25 protein-coding genes are annotated in these 23,576 nt (G+C 53.7%); 16 read left to right on the top strand and 9 right to left on the bottom strand.

Annotated features, from left to right (window positions below; genetic code table 11):
* Positions 1 to 259: 259 nt before the first annotated feature.
* From nrdD to GA565_RS03730, 12 genes are all read left to right on the top strand, one after another.
* A complete protein-coding gene (gene nrdD, locus GA565_RS03785) occupies positions 260 to 2,386 on the top strand; it encodes an anaerobic ribonucleoside-triphosphate reductase (RefSeq protein ID WP_193311966.1) in 2,127 nt (708 codons plus the stop codon).
* 4 nt (positions 2,387 to 2,390) lie between these two features.
* Positions 2,391 to 2,855, top strand: coding sequence for an anaerobic ribonucleoside-triphosphate reductase-activating protein (gene nrdG / locus GA565_RS03780; RefSeq protein WP_152197398.1), 465 nt, complete (start codon positions 2,391 to 2,393; stop codon positions 2,853 to 2,855).
* Positions 2,856 to 3,068: 213 nt separating this feature from the next.
* A complete protein-coding gene (phnF, locus tag GA565_RS03775) occupies positions 3,069 to 3,794 on the top strand; it encodes a phosphonate metabolism transcriptional regulator PhnF (protein ID WP_152197397.1) in 726 nt (241 codons plus the stop codon).
* A complete protein-coding gene (phnG, locus tag GA565_RS03770; protein WP_152197396.1) occupies positions 3,794 to 4,237 on the top strand; it encodes a phosphonate C-P lyase system protein PhnG in 444 nt (147 codons plus the stop codon). The genes phnF and phnG overlap by 1 nt, the downstream gene beginning before the upstream one ends.
* 2 nt (positions 4,238 to 4,239) lie before the next feature.
* A complete protein-coding gene (gene phnH / locus GA565_RS03765; RefSeq protein WP_152197395.1) occupies positions 4,240 to 4,821 on the top strand; it encodes a phosphonate C-P lyase system protein PhnH in 582 nt (193 codons plus the stop codon).
* A complete protein-coding gene (locus GA565_RS03760; RefSeq protein ID WP_152197394.1) occupies positions 4,821 to 5,915 on the top strand; it encodes a carbon-phosphorus lyase complex subunit PhnI in 1,095 nt (364 codons plus the stop codon). Before phnH ends, GA565_RS03760 begins: the two co-directional genes overlap by 1 nt.
* The gene (locus tag GA565_RS03755) at positions 5,905 to 6,786 is read left to right on the top strand and encodes an alpha-D-ribose 1-methylphosphonate 5-phosphate C-P-lyase PhnJ (RefSeq protein ID WP_152197393.1); all 882 of its coding nucleotides are present in this window, start codon (positions 5,905 to 5,907) and stop codon (positions 6,784 to 6,786) included. The genes GA565_RS03760 and GA565_RS03755 overlap by 11 nt, the downstream gene beginning before the upstream one ends.
* Complete coding sequence (phnK, locus tag GA565_RS03750; protein ID WP_152197392.1) at positions 6,783 to 7,571, top strand: phosphonate C-P lyase system protein PhnK; 789 nt, start codon at positions 6,783 to 6,785, stop codon at positions 7,569 to 7,571. Before GA565_RS03755 ends, phnK begins: the two co-directional genes overlap by 4 nt.
* Before the next feature lie 24 nt (positions 7,572 to 7,595).
* A complete protein-coding gene (gene phnL, locus GA565_RS03745; RefSeq protein WP_152197391.1) occupies positions 7,596 to 8,306 on the top strand; it encodes a phosphonate C-P lyase system protein PhnL in 711 nt (236 codons plus the stop codon).
* A complete protein-coding gene (gene phnM, locus GA565_RS03740; protein WP_152197390.1) occupies positions 8,303 to 9,439 on the top strand; it encodes an alpha-D-ribose 1-methylphosphonate 5-triphosphate diphosphatase in 1,137 nt (378 codons plus the stop codon). The genes phnL and phnM overlap by 4 nt, the downstream gene beginning before the upstream one ends.
* Entirely contained in the window at positions 9,439 to 10,041 is a 603-nt protein-coding gene (phnN, locus tag GA565_RS03735) for a ribose 1,5-bisphosphokinase (protein ID WP_152197389.1), read from the top strand. Before phnM ends, phnN begins: the two co-directional genes overlap by 1 nt.
* Positions 10,038 to 10,652: a DapH/DapD/GlmU-related protein gene (locus GA565_RS03730; protein ID WP_152197388.1), complete on the top strand. Its 615-nt coding sequence runs from the start codon at positions 10,038 to 10,040 to the stop codon at positions 10,650 to 10,652. The genes phnN and GA565_RS03730 overlap by 4 nt, the downstream gene beginning before the upstream one ends.
* Positions 10,653 to 10,865: 213 nt before the next feature.
* Here the strand turns inward: GA565_RS03730 and GA565_RS03725 are convergent, their stop codons facing one another.
* Positions 10,866 to 11,303, bottom strand: coding sequence for a YhbP family protein (locus GA565_RS03725; RefSeq protein ID WP_152197387.1), 438 nt, complete (start codon positions 11,301 to 11,303; stop codon positions 10,866 to 10,868).
* 228 nt (positions 11,304 to 11,531) lie between these two features.
* On the opposite strand from GA565_RS03725, the gene GA565_RS03720 reads away from it, so the two are divergent.
* Complete coding sequence (locus GA565_RS03720) at positions 11,532 to 11,819, top strand: GIY-YIG nuclease family protein (protein ID WP_055782525.1); 288 nt, start codon at positions 11,532 to 11,534, stop codon at positions 11,817 to 11,819.
* Positions 11,820 to 11,880: 61 nt separating this feature from the next.
* Here the strand turns inward: GA565_RS03720 and GA565_RS03715 are convergent, their stop codons facing one another.
* From GA565_RS03715 to GA565_RS03705, 3 genes are all read right to left on the bottom strand, one after another.
* Complete coding sequence (locus GA565_RS03715; RefSeq protein WP_152197386.1) at positions 11,881 to 13,236, bottom strand: carbohydrate porin; 1,356 nt, start codon at positions 13,234 to 13,236, stop codon at positions 11,881 to 11,883.
* Between the two features lie 406 nt (positions 13,237 to 13,642).
* Positions 13,643 to 14,146, bottom strand: coding sequence for a GNAT family N-acetyltransferase (locus GA565_RS03710; RefSeq protein ID WP_152197385.1), 504 nt, complete (start codon positions 14,144 to 14,146; stop codon positions 13,643 to 13,645).
* Positions 14,140 to 14,691 carry an SCP2 domain-containing protein gene (locus GA565_RS03705; RefSeq protein WP_152197384.1) on the bottom strand — a complete coding sequence of 184 codons (552 nt, stop codon included), beginning with the start codon at positions 14,689 to 14,691 and terminating at the stop codon, positions 14,140 to 14,142. The genes GA565_RS03710 and GA565_RS03705 overlap by 7 nt, the downstream gene beginning before the upstream one ends.
* A gap of 281 nt (positions 14,692 to 14,972) precedes the next feature.
* Between GA565_RS03705 and GA565_RS03700 the strand changes: the two genes are divergently transcribed.
* A complete protein-coding gene (locus GA565_RS03700) occupies positions 14,973 to 15,968 on the top strand; it encodes a peptidase U32 family protein (RefSeq protein WP_152197383.1) in 996 nt (331 codons plus the stop codon).
* 13 nt (positions 15,969 to 15,981) lie between these two features.
* The gene (locus GA565_RS03695; protein WP_055782511.1) at positions 15,982 to 16,860 is read left to right on the top strand and encodes a U32 family peptidase; all 879 of its coding nucleotides are present in this window, start codon (positions 15,982 to 15,984) and stop codon (positions 16,858 to 16,860) included.
* 23 nt (positions 16,861 to 16,883) lie between these two features.
* On the opposite strand, the gene GA565_RS03690 is transcribed toward GA565_RS03695, so the two are convergent.
* The 3 genes from GA565_RS03690 to GA565_RS03680 are packed head-to-tail and all read right to left on the bottom strand — an operon-like array spanning position 16,884 to position 20,187.
* On the bottom strand, positions 16,884 to 18,053 hold the full coding sequence (locus tag GA565_RS03690) for an ABC transporter permease (RefSeq protein ID WP_152197382.1): 1,170 nt from the start codon (positions 18,051 to 18,053) through the stop codon (positions 16,884 to 16,886).
* Positions 18,050 to 19,198: an ABC transporter permease gene (locus tag GA565_RS03685; protein WP_152201299.1), complete on the bottom strand. Its 1,149-nt coding sequence runs from the start codon at positions 19,196 to 19,198 to the stop codon at positions 18,050 to 18,052. Before GA565_RS03685 ends, GA565_RS03690 begins: the two co-directional genes overlap by 4 nt.
* Positions 19,199 to 19,209: 11 nt before the next feature.
* Positions 19,210 to 20,187 carry an HlyD family secretion protein gene (locus GA565_RS03680; RefSeq protein WP_055782505.1) on the bottom strand — a complete coding sequence of 326 codons (978 nt, stop codon included), beginning with the start codon at positions 20,185 to 20,187 and terminating at the stop codon, positions 19,210 to 19,212.
* Positions 20,188 to 20,412: 225 nt separating this feature from the next.
* On the opposite strand from GA565_RS03680, the gene GA565_RS03675 reads away from it, so the two are divergent.
* Positions 20,413 to 21,450 (top strand): luciferase-like monooxygenase, encoded by a 1,038-nt coding sequence (locus GA565_RS03675; protein ID WP_152197381.1) that lies wholly within the window; start codon positions 20,413 to 20,415, stop codon positions 21,448 to 21,450.
* Positions 21,451 to 21,536: 86 nt separating this feature from the next.
* Here the strand turns inward: GA565_RS03675 and GA565_RS03670 are convergent, their stop codons facing one another.
* Both GA565_RS03670 and yrbN read right to left on the bottom strand, forming a co-directional pair.
* Positions 21,537 to 23,474: a DEAD/DEAH family ATP-dependent RNA helicase gene (locus tag GA565_RS03670; RefSeq protein WP_152197380.1), complete on the bottom strand. Its 1,938-nt coding sequence runs from the start codon at positions 23,472 to 23,474 to the stop codon at positions 21,537 to 21,539.
* Complete coding sequence (gene yrbN, locus GA565_RS24930) at positions 23,464 to 23,538, bottom strand: protein YrbN (RefSeq protein ID WP_223499600.1); 75 nt, start codon at positions 23,536 to 23,538, stop codon at positions 23,464 to 23,466. Before yrbN ends, GA565_RS03670 begins: the two co-directional genes overlap by 11 nt.
* Positions 23,539 to 23,576: the final 38 nt, after the last annotated feature.

The following is a 23,576-nucleotide window of genomic DNA, read 5'->3' as shown; positions in this document are numbered from 1 at the left end:
GGCGTTCAATATTGAGCATTGTTTCACAGCGCTCTATCAGTCTGTAGAGTGTCACCGGTCAATTCAGTTTCAACCCAAAGTTAAAGCCACTCCATCGCACCTCGCGATAACAAAATTCTTTGTTTTAGATCAAACTGCCAGGTATTAAGCTCAGCGAAAAATCAACATGTGGTGTGTATAGTAATTTGATTAACCATATGTAGTGATTATACCCCTTTAAAGGAGTGGCCTTGTGAATTCAGAAACCCCGAACCTGCTGGTGATTAAACGCGACGGCTGCCTTGTGGCATTTGATGAGAAATTGATCGAGCAAGCCGTTCAGCGCGCCGCACAGGCCGTGGGTATTGAAGATGTGGCTTACAGCGTTCAGGTCGCGTGCAGGGTCGCCGAAAGTTTTAACGGCTGCCAGAGAGTGGATATTCACGATATTCAAAATGCAGTTGAAAATCAGCTGATGGCCGGTGCGCACAAACGGCTCGCACGGGCCTATATTGAGTACCGCCACGACAGGGACGTAAAACGCGAGCAGCGCGGCCGTTTAAATCAGGAGATCCGCGGTCTGGTTGAGCAAAGTAACCTTGAGCTGCTCAATGAAAATGCCAATAAAGACAGCAAAGTCATTCCTACCCAACGCGACCTGCTGGCCGGTATTGTGGCGAAACACTATGCCCGGCAACATATTCTGCCGCGTGATGTGGTGCTGGCCCATGAGCGCGGTGAAATTCACTATCATGATCTCGATTACTCGCCTTTTTTCCCCATGTTCAACTGTATGCTCATCGACCTAAAAGGCATGTTGAATCAAGGCTTTAAAATGGGTAATGCCGAAATAGACACGCCAAAGTCGATTTCGACCGCCACTGCCGTGACCGCCCAAATTATTGCTCAGGTTGCCAGCCATATTTACGGTGGCACCACCATTAACCGGATTGACGAAATTCTGGCCCCCTTTGTCACGCAAAGTTTTAAGAAGCATAAGAAAACTGCACGTGAATGGAGCATCACCGACGTTGAGGGTTACGCCCACCGATTAACCGAAAAAGAGTGCTATGACGCTTTCCAGTCTTTGGAATATGAGGTCAACACGCTGCACACCGCCAACGGACAGACGCCGTTCGTCACCTTCGGCTTTGGTCTGGGCACCTGTTGGCAGTCGCGCCTGATTCAGCAGTCAATTTTGCGCAATCGCATCGCCGGGTTGGGTAAAAATCGAAAAACGGCGGTGTTCCCAAAGCTGGTTTTTGCCATTCGCGATGGGCTTAACCATAAAGCGGGCGATGCCAATTACGACATCAAGCAGCTGGCGCTAGAGTGCGCCAGCAAGCGCATGTATCCTGACATTCTTAATTATGATCAAGTGGTTAAGGTTACCGGTTCGTTTAAAACCCCGATGGGCTGTCGCAGCTTTTTAGGCGTTTATGAAGAGCACGGCGAGCAAATTCACGACGGGCGCAACAACATCGGCGTGATTAGCCTTAATTTGCCGCGCGTGGCCCTGGAGGCCAAAGGAGACGAAAGTGTCTTTTGGACTCTGCTCGACCAGCGCCTGCTGTTGGCCAAAAAAGCCTTGATGACGAGAATTGCACGCCTCGAAGGGGTAAAAGCACGCGTGGCGCCCATTCTTTATATGGAAGGCGCATGCGGTGTTCGTTTGCAGGCCGATGATAATATTGCCGAAATTTTTAAAAATGGCCGCGCCTCAATCTCATTGGGCTATATCGGCGTGCATGAAACCATCAATGCGCTGTATGGCAATCGACAGCATCCGTTTGATGCCAGCGCCCTGCGCGACAAGGCCGTTGCTATTGTTGCCTATCTCAAAGCGGCCACTGAAAGTTGGAAACAAGAAACCGGTTATGGGTTCAGCCTCTACAGCACGCCAAGCGAGAATCTTTGCGACCGCTTCTGTCGCCTTGATAAGGCAGAATTCGGCATCATCGCCGGCGTCACCGATAAAGGCTATTACACCAATAGCTTCCATCTCGACGTAGAAAAAAAGGTCAATCCTTATCAAAAACTGGATTTTGAAGCGCCCTATCCCCCAATTAGCAACGGCGGCTTCATCTGCTATGGCGAATACCCCAATTTGCAACATAACCTGCGCGCACTGGAAGACGTTTGGGATTATAGCTACTCACGCGTGCCATATTACGGCACCAATACGCCAATCGACGAATGCTATGACTGCGGTTTTACCGGTGAATTTTCCTGCACCAGCAAAGGGTTTACCTGCCCGAAATGCGGCAACCACGACTCGGCCCGCGTGTCGGTAACCCGCCGTGTTTGTGGCTACCTCGGCAGCCCTGACGCTCGGCCATTCAATGCCGGAAAGCAGGAGGAAGTTAAACGTCGGGTTAAGCATCTTGCCAGCGGAAAGTTAGGATAACAGCATGAATTATCATCAATATTATCCTGTCGACGTGGTTAATGGTCCCGGTACTCGCTGCACGCTGTTTGTTTCCGGCTGCGTGCATCAGTGCCCCGGATGTTATAACAAAAGTACCTGGCGGCTAAATTCCGGCCTGCTTTTTACTCAGGAAATGGAAGACCTGATCGTCGCCAATCTGCAGGATACGCTTATCCCGCGTCAGGGGCTGTCGCTGTCGGGCGGCGATCCGTTGCATCCGCAAAATCTGCCGGCGATTAACCAGCTGTTGCGCCGCGTTGTCAGTGAGTGTCCGGGAAAAAACATCTGGATGTGGACCGGCTATCGGCTAGAGGAACTCACCGGCGAACAGCGGGAAACGTTGGCATGGGTTAATGTGCTTATCGACGGGAAATTTGTACAGAGCCTGCGCGACCCGTCATTGATTTGGCGCGGAAGCAGCAATCAAGTGATTCACTATTTGCGTTAATTTCCCCCGTTCTATTGTTCATCTCCTTGCAACCCCCGCTTCACCGAACTGTCATTTTTGCACTTCAAGATGGTGTCAACGTCGAACTGAGGTTGACATCATGCACGCTTTTACCCCAATCGCATCGTCTCTACATCAAGCGCAAAAGCGCGGCCGCCGAGCAGTTTATTACGCAGTCGCTGCACTCCTGTACGCCGCGAGGTATTCATTGTGATGGACTTATCTAGACATCCGACCAGTTACCCTACCCGCTATCAGCAAATCGCTGCCCAGCTGGAGCATGAACTGCGCAGTACCTATCGCTGCGGCGATTATCTGCCACCGGAAAATCAGCTTGCCGAACGTTTTCAGGTTAATCGTCACACGCTCAGACGTGCGGTGGATGAGCTGGTTGAACGCGGCTGGCTACAGCGCCGTCAGGGCATTGGCACGCTGGTGCTGATGCGCCCTTACGACTATCCGCTGCATTCTCAGGCCCGCTTTAGTCAGAACCTGCTGGATCAGGGAAGCCACCCCACCAGTGAACGGCTGCTGGGCGTGCTGCGTCCCGCTACCGACCACGTCGCAACCGCCGTTGGCCGCCAAGAAGGCGACACGGTTATTCACCTGCGCACGCTGCGCCGCGTCAACAATGTGCCGGTCTGTGTGATCGATCACTATTTGCCAGACCTCGACTGGTGGCCGGTGTTGCAACATTTTCAAAGCGGATCGCTGCATGACTTTATCCGCACTGAAATACATCAGCAGTTAAGCCGCCGTACCACCCGTATCAACGCCCGTCGCGCATTGGCAAAAGAGAGCAAGCTGCTGGAAATCGTCCCGCAGGCGCCGCTGCTTTGCGTGCGTACCATAAATACCTGTGACAGCAACGATAGCGTGGCGGAATACTCCGTCAGTCTGACGCGTGCTGACATGATTGAACTGACCATGGAGCACTAATGGACGCCTTACAAACTCGTCAACGCTGGATGTCGGTACTGGCCCACAGCCAGCCGTCGGAGCTGCTTGCACACTGGCAGCCGCTAAATCTCACCCCCACGTTTCAGCGCCTTCGCCCGGCAGAAACCGGACTCACTCAGCTTCAGGGCCGCATGGGCGGCACCGGAAAACGTTTTGTGATGGGCGACATGACCGTCACTCGCGCGGTGATTCAACTTGCCTCCGGCGTTTACGGCTACAGCTACGTTCGCGGCCGTGACAAAGACCATGCCGAACTCTGCGCGGTAATCGATGCCTTGCTGCAGGTCTCCGGCATGGAAGAGTTAATACACAAACGCGTAATTGCCCCTCTGGCGGCCAGCCAGCAGGCCCGTCGCGAACAGCGCGCTCGCGAAATTGCGTCCAGCCGCGTCGATTTCTTCACTCTGGTTCGGGGAGAATAATAATGTCACTTGTTGCCAGTTTTCAGCATCCGGTTGCCGATGCGCAGTACAGTTTTCGCCGCATTCTCAAGGCATTAAGCGAACCCGGTTCAGTCGTCACTCTGCCCTCGATGCCAGGTTTCGGCAAGCTCGGTTCCGCCAGTGCTTGCGTGCTGCTGACGCTGATTGATAAAGACACGCCGCTGTGGATAAGCCCGCAGCTCGACGATGATATTTTGCGCCAAAATCTGCGTTTTCATACCGGCGCGATACTGACCGAAGACCCGAGCAGCGTCAGTTTTGCTCTGGCCCAAGGCTCACTCGATAGCGCCACCTTGCTGGCTTTTCCGTGCGGCGACGAGATGTCTCCCGAGCTGGCCACCAGCGTGATTGTGCAGCTTGAGTCTCTGGAAGGCGGAACGCCGCTGCGCCTGCTGGGTCCGGGTATTGAGCACCAGCGGGTAATCTGCCCGCAATTGCCGCAGGCCGTCACGGAGTATTTGTTGAATCGTCCGCACCGTTTCCCACTGGGGCTGGATTTCATGTTTACCTGCGGTGAGCAGTTGCTTGCCTTACCGCGCACTACCCGCGTGGAGGCCTGCTAATGTACGTTGCCGTTAAAGGGGGCGAAAAGGCCATTGAGGCCGCCCATGAACTGCTGGCGCACCAGCGTCGCGGAGATAGCCGAATTGTTGAGCTCAACGCCGAACAAATTGAGCAACAGCTTGGCCTCGCGGTTGACCGCGTAATGAGCGAAGGCGGAATTTACGACCCACAGCTGGCCGCCTTGGCGATAAAACAGTCGTCCGGTGACCTGGTTGAGGCCATTTTTCTGCTGCGCGCGTACCGCACCACGCTGCCGCGTCTCGCCGTCAGCCAGCCGCTGAACACCGCCAATATGCGTCTCGAGCGCCGTGTTTCGGCAATTTATAAAGATCTTCCCGGCGGCCAGGTGTTAGGCCCGACCTATGATTATACCCATCGCCTGCTGGACTTTGCTCTGCTGGCCGAAGGGCTGGAACCCGTCGCGCCCAAAGCCGATGAAACTCTGCCCGAGGCCTGCAGCCACGTGTTTGACCTGCTGACCCATCAGCAGCTCGCGGTGCGCGAAGACGACGACGGCAGCGAGCCGGACGACATCACCCGCACTCCGCCGGTTTATCCCGCCTCACGCGCCGCACGATTGCAGCAACTGGTGCGCGGAGACGAAGGCTTTTTGCTGTCGTTGAGCTACTCCACTCAACGCGGCTATGGCCGCACCCACCCGTTTGCCGGTGAAATCCGCACCGGTTGGGTGACGGTAGAAATCGTGCCGGAAGAGCTGGGCTTTGCCATTGATATTGGCGAAATTCTGCTGACCGAATGCGAGATGGTTAACGGCTTTATTACGCCAGAAGACCGACCGCCGCATTTCACCCGCGGTTACGGGCTAGTGTTTGGCCGCGCAGAGCGCAAGGCAATGTCGATGTCACTGATTGACCGCGCGCTGCAAACCACTGAACACAATGAGCAGGTTCGCAGTCCGGCGCAGGACGAAGAGTTTGTGCTATCGCACGCCGATAACGTTGAAGCCGCCGGCTTTGTGTCACACCTGAAACTTCCTCACTACGTCGATTTCCAGGCCGAGCTGGAGCTGTTGCAGCGTTTGCGCAAACAGCGTGACGCCGCCTTGGGCAAGGACACTTCTAATGAAAAATAATAAAGCGGCTGCTACGGCCACCGGCTACAACCAGGGTTACCTCGACGAACAAACCAAGCGCATGATCCGCCGTGCCATTCTAAAAGCCGTGGCGATCCCGGGTTATCAGGTGCCGTTTGCAGGCCGTGAAATGCCGATGCCTTACGGCTGGGGCACCGGTGGCATTCAGATAACCGCCAGCGTGATCGGCCAGGAAGACGTGCTGAAAGTGATCGACCAAGGCGCCGACGACACCACCAACGCCGTGTCGATCCGCCGCTTTTTTAAAAACGTTGCCGGTGTAGAAACGACCGAGAAAACCTGCGATGCGACGCTGATTCAGACCCGCCACCGTATTCCTGAAACGCCGCTGGTGGAAGATCAGATCCTGATTTTTCAGGTGCCGATCCCAGAACCGCTGCGCTTTATTGAACCGCGCGAAACTGAAACGCGAAAAATGCACGCGCTGGAGGAGTATGGCGTGATGCAGGTGAAACTGTATGAAGATATCGCGCGCTTCGGCCACATCGCCACCACCTATGCTTATCCGGTGAAAGTGAACGATCGCTACGTGATGGATCCCTCGCCGATCCCAAAATTTGATAACCCAAAGATGCACATGATGCCCGCGCTACAGCTGTTTGGTGCCGGGCGTGAAAAACGCATTTATGCGCTGCCGCCTTTTACCAAAGTTGAAAGCCTGGACTTTGAGGATCACCCGTTTACGGTGCAGAAATGGGATCAGCCCTGCGCCCTCTGCGGATCGCACGACAGCTATCTCGACGAAGTGGTGCTCGACGATCTCGGCAACCGCATGTTTGTCTGCTCCGACACCGACTACTGCGCCCAACAGCTTGAAACCGCATCTTCCCAAGAGGCCAACACTCAATGAATCAGGTCAACTCTTCCGCCACGCCGCTGCTTTGTGTCGAGAATCTGACGCACCTTTACGCGCCAGGCAAAGGCTTTAGCGATGTGTCATTCCAGCTCTATCCTGGCGAAGTGCTGGGCATTGTCGGCGAATCTGGCTCGGGTAAAACCACGCTGTTGCAGTCCATTTCAGCGCGTCTTGCGCCGCAGCAGGGTCAGGTAATTTACAACAACGGCGTACAGCCAGCGCAGTCACTTTATCAGATGCCTGAAAGCGATCGTCGCCGCCTGTTGCGCACCGACTGGGGCGTGGTGCATCAGCATCCGATGGACGGCCTGCGTCGTCAGGTTTCGGCGGGGGGCAACATCGGCGAACGTTTGATGGCGGTCGGCGAGCGCAACTATGCGCGCATTCGCCAGCAGGCCAGTCAATGGCTTGAAGACGTCGAAATCCCGGTTTCGCGTCTCGATGACCTGCCTACCACCTTCTCCGGTGGTATGCAGCAGCGCCTGCAAATTGCCCGCAATCTGGTGACGCATCCACGTTTGGTCTTCATGGATGAGCCAACCGGCGGCCTCGACGTCTCCGTTCAGGCTCGCCTGCTGGACTTGCTGCGCACGCTCGTGGTTGAAATGCAGCTGGCGGTGGTGATTGTCACCCATGATTTGGGCGTTGCGCGGCTGCTGGCTCACCGTTTACTGGTGATGAAACAGGGTCAGGTGGTGGAAAGCGGCCTAACCGACCGCGTGCTGGATGACCCGCATCATCCTTATACCCAACTGCTCGTTTCATCCGTTTTGTCCTGAGAACCCTTTAAGAGTGATAAACCAATGACAACCAGACTCCGGGTCGAAAAACTGAGTAAAACTTTTGTCTTACATAATCAGCAAGGGATCAGGCTGCCGGTGTTTCACAACGCCAGCCTTGACGTTAACGCAGGTGAGTGCGTGGTGTTGCACGGCCATTCAGGCAGCGGAAAATCTACCCTGCTGCGCTCGCTATACGGCAACTATCTGCCGGACAGTGGCCACATTTGGGTTAAACATCAGGAACAGTGGGTCGATATGGTCAGCGCACAGGCGCGTGAAATTCTCGACGTACGCCGCCACAGCGTAGGCTGGGTGAGCCAGTTTCTGCGTGTTATTCCGCGCATCAGCGCCCTTAATTTAGTGATGCAGCCGTTGGTGGAGTTAGGTATCGACAAACCGCAGGCCGAGCAGCGCGCCAGCGCACTTTTACAGCACCTGAATGTGCCGGAGCGCCTGTGGCAGCTCGCCCCTTCAACGTTTTCCGGTGGTGAACAGCAGAGGGTAAACATTGCGCGCGGATTTATCGTCGATTATCCGGTGCTGTTGCTCGATGAGCCCACCGCCTCGCTGGATGCCACCAATCGCGCGGCAGTCGTCACGCTGATTGAAAAGGCCAAAGCGCGCGGCGCGGCGGTAGTGGGGATTTTCCACGATGAAGACGTGCGTGAGCGCGTGGCCGACCGGCTGCACGTCATGGCACCAGAATTAGCGAATGCGGAGAATTTGGCATGATTATCAACAACGTCAATCTGGTGTTGGCGGAAGAAACCGTAAAAGGCTCTATCGAAATCAAGGAAGGGATTATCGCTTCCTTTACTGATACCACCAGCCAACTGCCGCAGGCGCTTGATGCAGAGGGTGGCTGGTTGATGCCCGGTTTTGTCGAACTGCACACCGATAATCTGGATAAATTTTTCACCCCGCGCCCCAAAGTTGACTGGCCAGCGCATTCGGCGATGAGCAGCCACGACGCGCTGATGGTTGCCAGCGGGATAACCACCGTACTCGACGCGGTGGCCGTTGGCGACGTGCGTGACGGCGGTCATCGGCTCGAGAATCTGCAAAAAATGATCGACGCGGTTATCTACAGTCAGAAGGCCGGACTTAACCGCGCCGAGCACCGCCTGCACCTGCGCTGCGAGCTTCCGCACTCCTCTACACTGCCGCTGTTTGAAGAGTTGATGAACAAACCGGGCGTGTCGTTGGTGTCACTCATGGACCACTCACCGGGCCAGCGTCAATTCGCCACCCCGCAGAAATATCGCGAATATTATCAGGGCAAATACCAGCTTAACGACCAGCAGATGGAGGAGTTTCAGGCCACGCAAATCGCCAACTCGCTGCGCTGGGCACAGCCTAACCGCAGGGCGATTGCCGCACACTGCCTTGAGTTGGGTATCGCACTGGCCAGTCATGACGATGCTACTGCGGCGCACGTCAGCGAGTCGAAAGCACTGGGCAGCGTCATTGCCGAGTTCCCAACCACTGAAGAGGCGGCCCGTGCTTCGCACGCAGAAGGTCTGCAAGTGTTGATGGGCGCGCCCAATATCGTGCGTGGCGGCTCGCATTCCGGCAACGTAGCGGCGAAACATCTGGCCTCGGTAGGACTGCTTGATATTCTTTCTTCCGACTACTATCCCGCCAGCCTGATGGACGCCGTGTTCCGCATTGCGCTGGATGAAGGCAACGCCTTCAGCCTGTCACAGGCAGTGGCGCTGGTGACACGCAATCCTGCGCGCGCGCTGGGATTAGAAGACCGGGGAGTGATTGCCGAAGGCAGACGCGCGGACATGGTATTGGCGCGGGCGCACGAGAGTCATCACTATGTGCAAAACGTCTGGCGTCAAGGAATACAGGTATTCTGATGGCTAAGTTAGTCTACGTGATGGGTGCGTCTGGCGCGGGCAAAGACAGCCTGCTCGACGCGCTGCGTAACAAAACGCCGCTTGGGCTGCTGGTTGCGCATCGCTATATCACTCGGCCGGCCCATGCTGGTGCGGAAAATCATATTGCGCTCAGCCTTGACGAATTCCACCAGCGCCAGGCACACGGTTTGTTTGCCCTCGATTGGCAGGCGCACCAAACGCACTATGCGCTGGGCGTCGAAATTGACCACTGGATGCAGCAAGGTTTTAGTGTAGTCATCAACGGATCGCGTGCCCATTTGGTTGAGGCAAAAACGCGCTACGGTCATGCGCTGCTGCCTGTTTGCCTGCACGTCTCGCCGCAGGTGCTTGCCGAACGCCTCCACGCCCGCGGCCGTGAAACAGAGCATGACATTCAGCTACGCCTGCAGCGGGCCGCAGACTATCAGCACAGCCTGCCCGCCGAGTGTCATCTGCTCAATAATGACGGCCGCCTGCAGGATACGCTGGCCGAACTGTTGACGCTGCTTTCTTCACTGGCCGTTAGCCCGGCGACTTCCAATGACCACACGCTGGTTTATCCACAGGACAATGCACTATGACGCTTTCTAACCCAACGCAGAGTGAAGCAAAGATTGGTGAAAACGTAATACTGAAACAAACGCGTTTAGGCCAATACGTACATATTTCTGACGATGCTACTTTTGAAGAAGTTGACATTGACGACTACTCCTACACGGCGGGCCATAATCAGATCCACTATGCCTCAATCGGCAAATTTGCTTCCATTGCCACTTATGTACGCATTAATCCGGGTAATCATCCTACCTATCAACGTATTGCGCAGCACCATTTCACCTACCGAAGCTCGGCCTACGATTTAGGTCAGGACGACAATGACTTCTTCAACTGGCGTCGCGAGCATGCCGTTACCCTTGGCCACGACGTGTGGATCGGCCACAATGCGGTGATCATGCCGGGCGTGAAGATAGGCAACGGCGCAGTAATCGGATCCTCTTCGGTTGTCACCAAGGACGTCGAGCCGTTTTCGATCGTTGCCGGCGTGGCGGCGAAAAAGATCGGCATGCGTTTTGACGATTCACTGATCGAGAGGATCGAACGCAGCCAGTGGTGGAACTGGAGTCATCAAACGCTGCAGGAAAGGATGCCGGAGTTCAGAAATCTAGACAGTTTTGTCGAGAAGTATCTGTAAGCTGCCCCGATAAGACACTTGGCGCAAACAGCATGGGGAGGGTTTTAGATCTGCGAAAATTTGGCGTTTTTGGTTATAGACTATCACAGAGTTCAATGACTGATTAATACCTGGAATCACAATTTACACGGCCCTGTTGCCGCAGGCTGATCTTCTCTCCTTGAATACTGACCTTGCCGCCTGAATAAAAAAGGCACAAGGTCAGCCGTTAAATCACGTCTCCCGCTGCCAGAACAATTTTTTACCGAAGCCCAACGTGTTATCGGTCATTTTGATTTCATCTAACCGCAGTGCCCAAACGGGCGCTTTCATGGCAATGGCGACCGGAAACTGTTTACAGTAGCTCGCACGGGCGGCGGCATCCTCTTCACCTTCTAACATCGTGGCGCTGCCGCTGTACTGAATGCCCTGAATCAGCGCCACTGTTTTAGGCTGTTTGGCGACAGTCCCGACGACGTGAGGATTGCGGTGCATCAGTGAGCCGTGACGCGTCTTTAATTCCGTCATGAAATACAAGCACATACGCTCAATGTCCGTCACGTAAAAACAGGTCGCACTCCATATGTCACCGTCTGCATGGGCACACAGCGCCAGCACGTGATTTTTACTCAAGTAACGGCTGATAATTTTTAGATCTTCGGGATCATTCATGCCCGGCTCCTGCCAAAAAATTTGCCCTATCTTAGCGCGATGTCGACCAAGTTACAGTCTGCCGTTTTGTTCGCACAGCATGGAAGGTGTGGTTTTACTTCACTTATTCTGGCCGCTGTGGGTTAATCTGCTGCATCGTCCATTACCGCCAAGAGTCACGCCTTTATTGTGAAAAGCCTTGCCACTCACCCTTCTTCGCCTCACGCAGCCGCTGTCTGGCATCTTTACATGCTGCGCACGCCAACGGGTATGCTGTACACCGGCATCACGACCGACGTTTTGCGCCGTTTACAGCAGCATCAATGCGGGAAAGGTGCAAAGTCGCTACGCGGAAAAGGGGAACTAACGCTGGTATTCCACTGTGCAGCGGGCGACCGATCGCGAGCGTCGCAGCTGGAATATCAAATAAAGCAGTTGAGTAAAAAACAGAAAGAGATATTAGTGAGGGAGTGCCCGGAGAATATCGCTGAATATTTGGCCGTCACGACGGGATATTCACCCAAGGTTATTATATAAAGGGGGCGCCAGAAGCGCCCCGTATTAGTAAACTGGCCGATTAACGCATTCTCTGCATTAATTACAGTGCCACGTTGACCATTATGCCGCCAACAAAAGCATCTTTAACCTGGCTGACTGCGCCCGGTGCGGAAATATATTGCAGGTTCGGACGAACTGTTAGCCAATCCGTTGCCTGAATACCGTAGTAGAGTTCGTAATCATATTCAGCCCCACTTTGCACCGGCAAATAAGTTGGGTTGTTATAATTATTAACGCCGTTAGCCGCATTTTGATCGCGCTGCGTTTGGCTCAAATCACTGTTAACGTGAATACGACCTACGCCGAAGCCAAGCTCATCTTTAGGACGTGAATCGAAAATCCCTTTATAAGTAATCGCCACGGACTGATAGTTGTCAGTGCTGGAGGTTTTCTTGTCGTTCATTACGCCCTGAACGGTCAACGACAGTCCGCGACTGTTATCGCCATTAACCGCGGTCAACTGTTGCTGAACCAATACATAACCGCCGTAGGCATGCGCTTGGTCGCTGTACTGCTCGGAACCGTTTTGAATCGATCCGCTGCTGTAAACGTTGCCTTTGGTCGAGCTGTAATAGAAGCCCAGCGCGTATTTACCGGCCAATTTATCCGGCCCTAACGTCGGTGTCCAGCCAACTTCTACTGGGATCAGGTTACCAATCGAGCCAGAGCTGTCGAGACGGAAGCCGTTGCCGGTATCGTAGTTTTTAGGGTTCTGATTATAAATACCCACCTGAGTATAGATTTCAGGCGTAATATTAAGCTTGATGCGACCGCCCCATTGGGAGATTGGCCAGTTGTACCAACGATCACCGCGCCAGTTACCCGCCTGACCGCTGCCCAGCGCCAGGTTTTGGAAGTTGCTTTTCAGTGAGTCAAAATCTTCGCCAACGGTGACGCGACCGGCTTTAATATCCAGCGTATCGTTGAAATATCCCTGACGGATCCAGAATTGAGTCAGGCGCGTTGTTTGACCACGGCCCCACACTTCCTGCGACGAAGAGAGTGTGCCGGTACGCGGGTCGCCGACGGCATCGTTGGAGATGTTTCTGCCGTTACGGTTGGTGACGGTCATCTGGAATTCGGTGTCTTTCCAGTTGAGCAATTTGTCTAAATCAAGGTCGACGCCAAATTGCCACTGGTCGGCATAGCGCGCCGTCGTGCTTTTATCATAGCCGCCGGAAAAGTTGCTTGCCGCTTCACCGGTATAGTTTACCTGGAAATCAACGCCTTCCTGCTTGAGTGTGGATCGCTCGCCGCCCCAATCCCCGAGCATCCACGGAGAATTTGGCGAAAATGGCCCGCTGTCAGCGGCCAATACTTGGGCTGAGCTAAAAAGCAGTCCAACAGAACATGCCAGATACAGCTTTTTGAAACGAAGGGGGGATTTATTGGCCACTTTAGATTCCTTTTGATTCTTAAAGTTCAGTATTAACTTCAGTGACAATAATGTTATTCCCTGTAGAGTAATATTCTGTGACGTGCATTCGATTATTTAAAACAAGACAATTAAATATGTAACACAACGTTGGCGCTCGGCGGTTTAAATATCGGCAGTTTTTACCTTTTGTGCTAAAAGCAGCAATGAATGATATTAATTTATAATAATGCAGTGAATTTGGCTGTCGTTTGTAATTATTCGTAAATATCAAATAGAGTAATAATTACACTGAGATAGCTTCAGTTAATTTCTTATTACGTCGGTCGCCATTAGCAAATAAAGCTATTTTACGTAATAAGCATTTTTTACCTATAAAAAAGCCGATGTAACAACATCGGCCATTGAGCGGAATATATTTCAGCGACTAAATGTGATTAAAATGTGGAGAGTATTCCACCAACCCGCTGGCGCCTTCGAGGGCATTGTCCGCTAAAACATACAGTTGGAATGCTTTTTCGGTTTCTGGCCAGCAGCAATGGAGATTGTGCTCGGCGGCAGGTTTAAAACCAAATCGTCCATAATATTCTGGAGACCCCAGCACTACCACAGCGGCATAGCCAAATTCGTTGAGCGAATCGAGCCCCTCATACACCAGCTTTTCACCCAATCCCTGACGACGCAGTGACGCATGTACCGCCAACGGGCCTAATCCCACCCATTGACGATCTTCGCCTTGCACGTCGACCGGCGTAAATGCGGCATAACCTACCACGCCGCCTTCATCGTCTGTCGCGACAACGCCCAGCGTCAGTAAACCGTCTTCACGTAAACGCTGAACCAGGTCAGCTTCGGTATCGCGGCCAAAGGCCTCTCGCAGCAAATTATCGATGCCTGCGGCATCTACAGGTATTTCAACTCTGATTAACATGACGATACTGCCGGTGAGAATGACTCGCCGTCCTCTTGTTTACGCGTTTCAACGCAGGCCGTTTCAACACTGCCTGCGGCTACAAAGGCCGCAAGCTGGTCAAGCCCGTGGCGCAATAGCGCGGGCATGCTTTCGAGCTCGATAGAGTCCATCAGGTTTTTAACGTTCAGGCCCAATTCAGTGTCTCCTTCAATACGTAAACGCCGTTTGAAGAACAGCGTATCAGGATCTTCTCGGCGTGCGGCGACCAATATCAAATCGTTTGCCGTGCCACAGAAGCTTACGTCGGCCTCTCCCTGCTGACAAACCTCAAGTTTGCCGTCATTCACTGTCATCAACCATTGCAGATTAAGATCGGTTATCTCGATGCGCAACCAACGTCCCGACAGAAAATCGAGCTCTCCATCGGCCAGCGCTTCCTGAAATTGCCAGCCAAGCACCTGTTGCAGAACCTGGCGCTTAAGTGCAAAGGGGGTAAATTTTAACGGTACACTTAACAGTGACGGCCCTTGACGCACCATTCGTGCTCGTAGTTTTTGCAACACTGGCACTTCTCCTTTTGATAACGGTCTTCTGGGAAATATTGAGCTGAAAACAACGCATTTTGCCATATCGGCAGCAGCGCGCCGCCGTCTACATCAACATTTCCCTATAAAAATAGTGCACCAGAAATATCCCATACACAACCTCTGCCTGTTGTTGGAATCGCTCAACCGAGCATAAGCTGCCTTAAATCAAAATATTGCCTGCCAAGCTTATCTAAAATGAGCGTCAATTCCGGCCGCACGTCGTGCAGGCTTTTTAGCAGTATTTGCAGGAGATGACGATGGAGCTACTTTGCCCGGCGGGGAATCTTCCCGCGCTGAAAGCAGCGATTGATAATGGCGCAGATGCGGTTTATATCGGACTGAAAGATGATACCAATGCCCGGCACTTTGCCGGTCTCAACTTCACCGAAAAAAAGTTGCACGAAGCGGCAGAGTACGCCCATCGTCGGCGGCGTAAGCTGCATATTGCTATTAACACGTTTGCCCATCCTGACGGCTATGCACGCTGGGAACGCGCCGTGGATATGGCCGCTCAGCTAGGGGCCGATGCGCTAATACTGGCTGATTTGGCGATGCTTGAGTACGCTGCAACGCGCTATCCGCAGGTTGAACGCCACGTGTCGGTACAGGCCTCGGCCACTAACGAGCAGGCGATCGCATTTTATAAAAACAATTTTGACGTCGCCCGCGTCGTGCTGCCGCGCGTGCTGTCGATGCATCAGGTGCGGCAACTTTCGCGCAGCAGCCTGGTTCCGCTCGAAGTCTTTGCCTTTGGCAGCCTGTGTATCATGGCTGAGGGCCGCTGCTACCTCTCCTCCTACCTGACCGGTGAATCACCTAACACCGTGGGTGCCTGTTCACCCGCGCGCTTCGTTCGCTGGCAGCAAACGCCACAGGGCATGGAGTCACGCCTCAACGATGTACTGATTGACCGCTACGAACCGAACGAAAATGCCGGCTACCCTACGCTGTGCAAAGGACGCTACCTAGTGGATGACGTTCGCTATCACGCCTTGGAAGAACCCACCAGTCTCAACACCCTTGAGCTGCTGCCGGAGCTGTTTGCTGCCAATATTGCCTCTGTGAAAATTGAGGGCCGTCAAAGAAGCCCGGCCTATGTGAGCCAGGTGACACGGGTATGGCGGGCAGCCATTGACCGCTGCCGCAATAATCCTCAGGAATTTAAGACTGCGAAAAGCTGGATGGACGAGCTAGGCTCGCTGTCGGAAGGGACACAAACCACACTGGGTGCTTACCACCGCAAATGGCAATAATTAAGGGAAAATCATGAAATACTCATTAGGTGCCCTGCTTTATTATTGGCCAAAAACGGAGGTTGAGGATTTTTATACCGCGGCCATGCACAGTGAGGCCGACATTATTTATCTCGGCGAAAACGTCTGTACTAAACGGCGCGAGATGAAAGTGGCGGACTGGCTAGAGTTGGCCAAGCAGGTCAGCGCAGGCGGAAAACAGGTGGTTATCTCGACGCTGGCGCTGCTGCAAGCACCTTCAGAACTGACCGAATTAAAACGCTACGTTGAGAACGGCGATTTTCTCATCGAGGCGAATGATATCGGTACGGTCAATATGGCGGCAGAACGTAAACTGCCGTTCGTGGCCGGTCATGCGCTTAACTGCTATAACGCCGTCGCGCTCAATATTCTCTATAAGCAGGGGATGGTTCGCTGGTGCATGCCGGTGGAGCTCTCTCGTGACTGGTTGGCAAACCTAATGACGCAGTGCCAGACATTGGGCATTCGCGGTAAATTCGAGGTTGAAGTGCTGGCCTATGGTCATCTGCCGCTGGCGTATTCGGCGCGTTGCTTTACCGCCCGCGCGGAGAATCGCGCCAAGGACGACTGTGAAACCTGTTGTATTCACTATCCTCAGGGACGCAAAGTGCTGTCGCAGGAAAACCAGTTACTCTTTGTCCTTAACGGCATTCAAACTCAAAGCGGCGCCTGTTATAACCTCGGCAATGACCAGCTGACCATGCAGGGCATGGTCGACATTGTTCGGCTCTCACCGCAGGGATTTGATACGTTGAAAACGCTGGCCGATTTTCGCGCCAACGAACGCGGACTTTACCCGCTGCCGCTCAGCCAAGGCGCCGAGTGCAACGGATATTGGCAGAATATTGCCGGTCTGCAGCTACTTGAATAGCCCAGTCGCCTAGCATTGACGAGTTAATCATTACGCAGCGGCTTTTTGCGATGCAATAAGCTGCGCAAACGGCCACTGTCACGCAGTAACCCCAACCCAATGCCCAACGCGGTGTAAAACGCGCACAGCAACAGCAGCATCAAGATATCGCTGCCTACTTCATTAAACGGCAGCCCCATCTGGTTAACGCCCGCAATCGCCTTGGTCGCCCAGGTGGAAGGCAGCATGGAGGATACGCCGCGTACCCAGTCGGGCTGCGCCTGCAGCGGCCAGATGGTGCCCGAAATATAGAACACCGGCATGGTAATAAACGACAGCGTCAGGTAAATCATTTCCACGCTGCGCAGGCACTCGGTGACAAGCTTTCCCAACCCCAGCACCGCCAGCAGAAACGGGAAGGTCAGCAACAGAATTTCCCCGATACTGGCTGTTTGCCGGTAGCCCAACACCCACGGCCACAGTACGAACAGCACAATCGACAAAAATAACCAGATGGGGATCAGCGCAGACAGGCCGCCAAGAAACGCCGGAATAGCCGGTTTCCCATCGGGGGCGCTTTTTAAGGTGATATTGACCCGCACGCTGGCGATTAACAACGAGTGCTGCAAGAGCATCACCAGCAGCCCTGGGAAGATAATGGCCGCAAAGCTTATGCCAGGGTTAAATAAGTCGAGCGTTTGCCCCACAATTGGCATAAGCAGCACGCTGGCCTGTCGGTTGCTGAAGCCGCTGCTCAGCAGCAGTTGTGTATTGTATTGCGACAGCAGACTTTGATAGGCGGCTACGACGTCTTGTTGAATTTGGCCGTTGGCCAGTCGGTTGGTCGCATCCCCGTACACCGGAATAACGATGTCCTGACCGGCGAGAATTTTCTTTTCCAAATCGACCGGCATAATAACTACGGCAAACAGCTTGCGGTCTCCCAGGTCTCGACGCGCCTCAGGAATGCTGTCGTAGCTTATCGTTTTAATCTTCGACGTCGCATCAAGATCCCGCGTTAACAGGCGGCTGGCGCTGCTGTGGTCTTGATCGATAACCGCAACGGGTAAGTCCCACACCGTTCGGTTGGCATAAACCATGCTCATCAGGCACAAAGAAATCAGCAGCATCATCCACATCGGCTTTTCCAGCATGCCATGCAGAGAGTGCGTGAAGGTACGCCAGTAAATCGAAAATCCTTCGCGGCGCGTCATTTACCCGGCTCCTGTTTTTTCAGGCGCATGTAGAGTTTTCGGTGCACCAACAGGCCGGTTATCAACGGATAGACCAGTAAAATGGCACAAACACCCAGAATGCGACTGCTGGGAACCTGGCGCAGAAAGACATCGAACATGGCATTCAGCGCATGCGTTAGCGGCTCGATTTCAGAAATTATTCGCGCAGGAAGCGGCATGGATAGCTCAGGAACAGCCATACCCGAGAAGGTCAGCGCCAGACCCACGAAGATAGCCATCATTGAGTAGGCAGAAATTGTGGTACTGGTGAAGGTAAACAGCAACAGCCCCAGACTTTGGGCGGCGATCACATAAAAAAATGAGATTAACAGCATGTCGAGAGGATTACCGCTGACTCGCGCATCAAACACGCCGACCAGTAGCGCAATCTCCACCATCAGCAGCGCGGTAAAGCACAGCGTGTACGGTGCCAGTTTCCCCAGCAGGCTGAAGGTAAAAGATGGTGCAGCAAGCAGCGCCTGACTGCGCGCCATCACATAAATCATGCAGGTGACGGTAAACAGCTGTAAAAGATGAATCGTTGCGGCGAACTGCTGATAATAAATGTAGCTGCCGCTGGCGTTAAACAGGCTGCCGTATGAGAGATCGACACTGGCCAGTGAAGGTACCGTTTTACCGATTTCGGCGGCAATAATGCTGCGATAACGGGTGTTAAGTTCGGTCATTAATCCACTGAAGTCCTGAGTGGAATACAGCCCGGCACCGTAAAATAGCGCATTGTAATACAGTACAACGCTCGGCTGGCGACCGGCCAGAACGTCGGCTTCAAAGCGCGGCGGAATATACAGCAGCGCATAATCCTGAGCGGTGCGCAGCCGATGCTCGGCCTCCGGTAAACCACCGGCGTAGGCGACAACGTGGGCATGCGAACCGGCGTCGAGCTTGCGAACCAACTCCTTTGAGAGTTTACTGTGATCGTTATCGACGATCGAAACCGGCAGGTCGAGCAACGTGCCCTCCGAGAAGTTACTCGCAATCAGCGCGAACAAAATCAGCGGAAAACACCAGCACAGCCAATGGATCACCGGTTGGCGAAAAGCATGGCGGGTCTCACGGGTAAACGCGCGGCTGAAACAGCGCCATGCGGCCTTTGCTCGATGCATTGCGTGCGCCATCAGTGCGCTGCTTTCCACTGCCACAACGCACTCATACCCTGCCGAAGACCGGGAACCGGCTGTAGCGGATAGAGCCTGACCTCAAACGTTTTTAAATCGAAATCACCGGTGGCGCGGGTGGCGCGTTTCGTGGCGTAATCTCCCAACGGGGCAATATAACGGACCTCGGCCTCGACGTGTTTGTCGCCAATACCCGGTACCCGCAGCGAGATTTTATCACCCTTGCGAATTCCCGCCAAAATATCCTCACGCAGGTTAAAGACGAAATAGGCCTGCGGCAGACGCACCAACGTCAGCAGCGGACTGTCGGCGCTTTGAAGCTCACCGACCTCGGTAGGGATTGGCCCTACTTCGCCGTCGACCGGTGCCTTAACCTGTAAATCATCCGTCTGCGCTTTAATCTCCAGCAAATTCTCTTCGGCAGCACGCAGTTGAGCGGCATAAACATCACGCTGCTCAATGCGATCGCCGTTGACGCCCTCATCCAAATTAGCCTTCGCGACCTGCACCTGTTGATAGGCACTGTCGCGCGCTTCACGGGAGTCCTCAAGGTCAGAAGCCGAAATATAGCCTTTGGCTGCAATACGGGCGTTGCGATTAAAAAGGTCGCGCGCATTAGCATAGGCGGCCTGCGACTGCGCCAGTGTCGCTTTCAGATTACGGATACTCTCTTCACGGGTGCCGTTCAAAGAGAGATCAAGCTGCGCTTTAGCCTGATCGCGGGAGGCCTGAAGCGAACGTAGCTGAGCCATCAGCTCAGGACTGTCGAGAGTGATTAACAGTTGACCCGCCTTAACGTCGTCACCGCGCTGAACGTGACGTTCAACAATGCGCCCTTTAGCCTTTGAGGCAACAATAACTTCTGGCGCATCAACCTCGCCCTGTAATAACAGGGACTGATTGCTGGCGCGAAATAAAACGGCAAGAGAAATAACGACAGCAACCAGCAGCAGGGTTAATAATATCCTTTTGTTCATTTTTTCTCTCTTACCTTCTTATCTGTTTAATTCGACCATTTTTAGCACATATTGCCGTGCTTTATAAGGCATTGAATTGTTCGCGATTACTGATCAAACAACCGCAGCAGCAGTCAGTACCGCTCAAATAGCGTATTCAGGCAGTTGGAAATGGTGAATACTGGTTTTTATCATTAGCTGATAAATATTCTAAACGTTTATCAGAGAAAACAAGGTGAATAAAACATGTCTGAAGCGAACGCTAAAAACATTCCAGTCCCCTTCTCTGTGCTCGATCTTGCGCCCGTCCCTCAGGGTAAAACACCAGCCAATGCTTTCCAAAGCTCGTTAGAGCTGGCGCAGCATGCCGAAAAATGGGGCTATCAGCGCTACTGGCTGGCCGAGCATCACAACATGACCGGCATTGCCAGCGCCGCAACCTCGGTACTGATTGGTTTTATTGCCGCCGGCACTAAAACGATCCGCTTGGGATCGGGTGGCGTGATGCTGCCCAACCATTCACCGCTGGTGATTGCCGAGCAGTTCGGTACGCTGGCCACGCTCTACCCCGATCGTATCGATTTAGGGCTTGGCCGTGCACCGGGTACCGATCAACGCACCATGATGGCACTGCGCAGGCATATGTCGGGCGAAGTTGATAATTTCCCGCAGGATGTTCAGGAACTGCAGCACTATTTTGCCGACGTGAAGCCAGATCAGGCTGTACAGGCGGTTCCGGGCCAAGGATTGCACGTGCCAATCTGGCTGTTAGGCTCGAGCCTTTATAGCGCCCAACTGGCCGCTGCGTTGGGCCTGCCGTTTGCCTTCGCCTCACACTTTGCACCCGATATGCTCTATCAGGCACTGTCGATTTATCGCAGCAAATTCAAACCTTCAGCGCAGCTGCAAAAGCCGCATGCCATGGTCTGCATCAACGCGATTGCCGCCGATACCGATGAAGAGGCGCGCAGAATGTTTACCTCGAACCAGCAGCAGTTCATTAACCTGCGTCGTGGCAAACCTGGCAAGCTGCCTGCACCGGTGGATAACATTGAAAGCCTGTGGTCACCGCAGGAAAGCTTTGGTGTCGATCAGGCGCTACGCCTTTCGGTGGTCGGTAACAAAGAGACGATTCGTCACGGATTGCAGGCGATTGCCCGTGAAACCGAGGCGGATGAGTTGATGATCAACGGCCAGATATTTGACCACGCGGCTCGACTGCATTCGTTTGAAATTGTGTCGCAGCTTCAGGGGGAAATCTTTAAGCAGCCACGTATCGACTGATTCCTGACGTTTTCAGCCCATAAAAAAACCAGCCCGAGGGCTGGTTTTTTATTGCACATTTATCTCAAGCCATGCGACTGGACAGATTATGCGTCGGTAGTGCGACGTGGTGCACGGCTTGGCGGACGACGTTCGCCTGCTGCCGAGTTGCCACCTTCACGACGTTCGCCGTTGAATGGACGACGACCCGCAGGTGCGCCACCTTCACGACGATCACCGCTGAAAGAACGTGGAGCACCGTTACCACGACGCTCACCGCCAGCACCGGCCGGACGCTCACGACGATCGGCCTGAGGTACTGCATCGCCCATCAACTGCATGTTCATCGGCTTGTTCAGGATGCGAGTACGGGTGAAATGAGACAGAATTTCGCCCGGCATACCTTTAGGCAGCTCGATAGTTGAGTGGGTACCGAACAGCTTGATGTTACCGATGTAACGGCTGCTGATATCGCCTTCGTTAGCGATAGCGCCAACGATGTGACGCACTTCAACACCATCATCACGGCCAACTTCAATGCGATAAAGTTCCATTTCGCCAGCGTCACGACGCTCACGACGTGGAGCGCCATCGCGCGCAGGACGATCGCCATCACGAGCAGGACGTTCGCTACGTGCAGGACGGTCACCGCGTGCAGAACGCTCGCCACGGTCAGGACGGTCTTCAAATTCGCGACGCGGTGGACGGCTTTTGAAGATTGGGTCAGCGGCAACGATCAGTGGACGTTCGCCCTGAGCCATTTTCAGCAGTGCTGCGGCCAGAGTTTCAACATCCAGCTCTTCAGCAGGCTGAAGTTTAGCCAGCAGAGCACGGTACTGATCCAAGTCACTGCTTTCAAGCTGCTGCTGAACTTTAGCGGCAAACTTGGCCAGACGACGTTGACCCAGCACTTCTGCAGTTGGCAATTCCACTTCTGGAATAGTCAGCTTCATGGTGCGTTCTACGTTGCGCAGCAGGCGACGTTCGCGGTTCTCAACGAACAGCAGCGCGCGACCCGCACGGCCAGCACGACCGGTACGGCCGATACGGTGAACGTAAGATTCTGAATCCATAGGGATATCGTAGTTCACAACCAGGCTGATACGTTCAACGTCCAGACCACGTGCTGCCACGTCGGTTGCAATCAGAATATCCAGACGACCGTCTTTCAGACGTTCCAGAGTCTGCTCACGCAGGGCCTGGTTCATGTCGCCGTTCAGTGCTGCAGAGCTGTAACCACTACGCTCCAACGCTTCAGCCACTTCCAGGGTCGCGTTTTTGGTGCGAACAAAGATGATAGCCGCGTCAAAATCTTCAGCTTCCAGGAAACGCACCAGTGCTTCGTTCTTACGCATGCCGTGCACAGTCCAGTAGCTCTGGCTGATGTCTGGGCGAGTCGTCACGCTTGACTGAATGCGAACTTCCTGTGGATCTTTCATGAAGCGACGAGTAATACGACGAATCGCTTCTGGCATGGTTGCAGAGAACAGCGCGGTCTGATGTTCAGCCGGGATCTGCGCCATGATAGTTTCTACGTCTTCGATGAAGCCCATACGCAGCATTTCATCGGCTTCGTCCAGTACCAGACCGCTCAGGTTAGAGAGGTTCAAAGTACCGCGTTTCAGGTGATCCAGCAGACGACCAGGCGTACCCACAACAACCTGTGGACCCTGACGCAGTGCGCGCAGCTGCACGTCATAGCGTTGGCCGCCGTACAATGCAACAACGTTCACGCCGTGCATGTGCTTAGAGAAATCGGTCATCGCTTCAGCAACCTGAACCGCCAGTTCGCGGGTAGGGGCCAAAACAAGAATTTGTGGTGCTTTCAAAGAAGCATCAATGTTGTGCAACAGTGGCAGCGAGAACGCTGCAGTTTTACCACTACCAGTCTGCGCCATGCCCAGAACATCGCGGCCTGCTAACAGGTGCGGAATACATTCGGCTTGGATCGGTGATGGTTTTTCGTAGCCCAGATCGGTCAGGGCAGCAATGATAGGAGCAGACAGCCCCAGGTCAGCAAAAGAGGTTTCAAGCTCAGTAGTCATGTACACGTGCCTCATTAATAATGGCAGCCAGTCTACATAACTCGTCGAGAAAATTTTCAGTCATTTTCATTGAAAAGTGTGAACCGGCTCAAATTAGTTTAT

The sequence above is a fragment of the Rouxiella sp. S1S-2 genome (genome assembly GCF_009208105.1).
In the GTDB taxonomy this organism is placed as follows: Bacteria; Pseudomonadota; Gammaproteobacteria; order Enterobacterales; family Enterobacteriaceae; genus Rouxiella.
The sequence above is the reverse complement of the archived record's forward strand: the minus strand, read 5'-3'. Positions and strand labels throughout refer to the sequence as shown.

Excerpts from the sequence above, each read along its gene's own strand:
- nrdG (WP_152197398.1), top strand. The coding sequence starts at position 2,391 with ATGAATTATCATCAATATTATCCTGTCGACGTGGTTAATGGTCCCGGT.
- phnF (WP_152197397.1), top strand. The coding sequence starts at position 3,069 with ATGGACTTATCTAGACATCCGACCAGTTACCCTACCCGCTATCAGCAA.
- phnG (WP_152197396.1), top strand. The coding sequence starts at position 3,794 with ATGGACGCCTTACAAACTCGTCAACGCTGGATGTCGGTACTGGCCCAC.
- phnH (WP_152197395.1), top strand. The coding sequence starts at position 4,240 with ATGTCACTTGTTGCCAGTTTTCAGCATCCGGTTGCCGATGCGCAGTAC.
- GA565_RS03760 (WP_152197394.1), top strand. The coding sequence starts at position 4,821 with ATGTACGTTGCCGTTAAAGGGGGCGAAAAGGCCATTGAGGCCGCCCAT.
- GA565_RS03755 (WP_152197393.1), top strand. The coding sequence starts at position 5,905 with ATGAAAAATAATAAAGCGGCTGCTACGGCCACCGGCTACAACCAGGGT.
- phnK (WP_152197392.1), top strand. The coding sequence starts at position 6,783 with ATGAATCAGGTCAACTCTTCCGCCACGCCGCTGCTTTGTGTCGAGAAT.
- phnL (WP_152197391.1), top strand. The coding sequence starts at position 7,596 with ATGACAACCAGACTCCGGGTCGAAAAACTGAGTAAAACTTTTGTCTTA.
- phnM (WP_152197390.1), top strand. The coding sequence starts at position 8,303 with ATGATTATCAACAACGTCAATCTGGTGTTGGCGGAAGAAACCGTAAAA.
- phnN (WP_152197389.1), top strand. The coding sequence starts at position 9,439 with ATGGCTAAGTTAGTCTACGTGATGGGTGCGTCTGGCGCGGGCAAAGAC.
- GA565_RS03730 (WP_152197388.1), top strand. The coding sequence starts at position 10,038 with ATGACGCTTTCTAACCCAACGCAGAGTGAAGCAAAGATTGGTGAAAAC.
- GA565_RS03725 (WP_152197387.1), bottom strand. The coding sequence starts at position 11,303 with ATGAATGATCCCGAAGATCTAAAAATTATCAGCCGTTACTTGAGTAAA.
- GA565_RS03720 (WP_055782525.1), top strand. The coding sequence starts at position 11,532 with ATGCTGCGCACGCCAACGGGTATGCTGTACACCGGCATCACGACCGAC.
- GA565_RS03710 (WP_152197385.1), bottom strand. The coding sequence starts at position 14,146 with ATGTTAATCAGAGTTGAAATACCTGTAGATGCCGCAGGCATCGATAAT.
- GA565_RS03700 (WP_152197383.1), top strand. The coding sequence starts at position 14,973 with ATGGAGCTACTTTGCCCGGCGGGGAATCTTCCCGCGCTGAAAGCAGCG.
- GA565_RS03695 (WP_055782511.1), top strand. The coding sequence starts at position 15,982 with ATGAAATACTCATTAGGTGCCCTGCTTTATTATTGGCCAAAAACGGAG.
- GA565_RS03690 (WP_152197382.1), bottom strand. The coding sequence starts at position 18,053 with ATGACGCGCCGCGAAGGATTTTCGATTTACTGGCGTACCTTCACGCAC.
- GA565_RS03685 (WP_152201299.1), bottom strand. The coding sequence starts at position 19,198 with ATGCATCGAGCAAAGGCCGCATGGCGCTGTTTCAGCCGCGCGTTTACC.
- GA565_RS03680 (WP_055782505.1), bottom strand. The coding sequence starts at position 20,187 with ATGAACAAAAGGATATTATTAACCCTGCTGCTGGTTGCTGTCGTTATT.
- GA565_RS03675 (WP_152197381.1), top strand. The coding sequence starts at position 20,413 with ATGTCTGAAGCGAACGCTAAAAACATTCCAGTCCCCTTCTCTGTGCTC.
- GA565_RS03670 (WP_152197380.1), bottom strand. The coding sequence starts at position 23,474 with ATGACTACTGAGCTTGAAACCTCTTTTGCTGACCTGGGGCTGTCTGCT.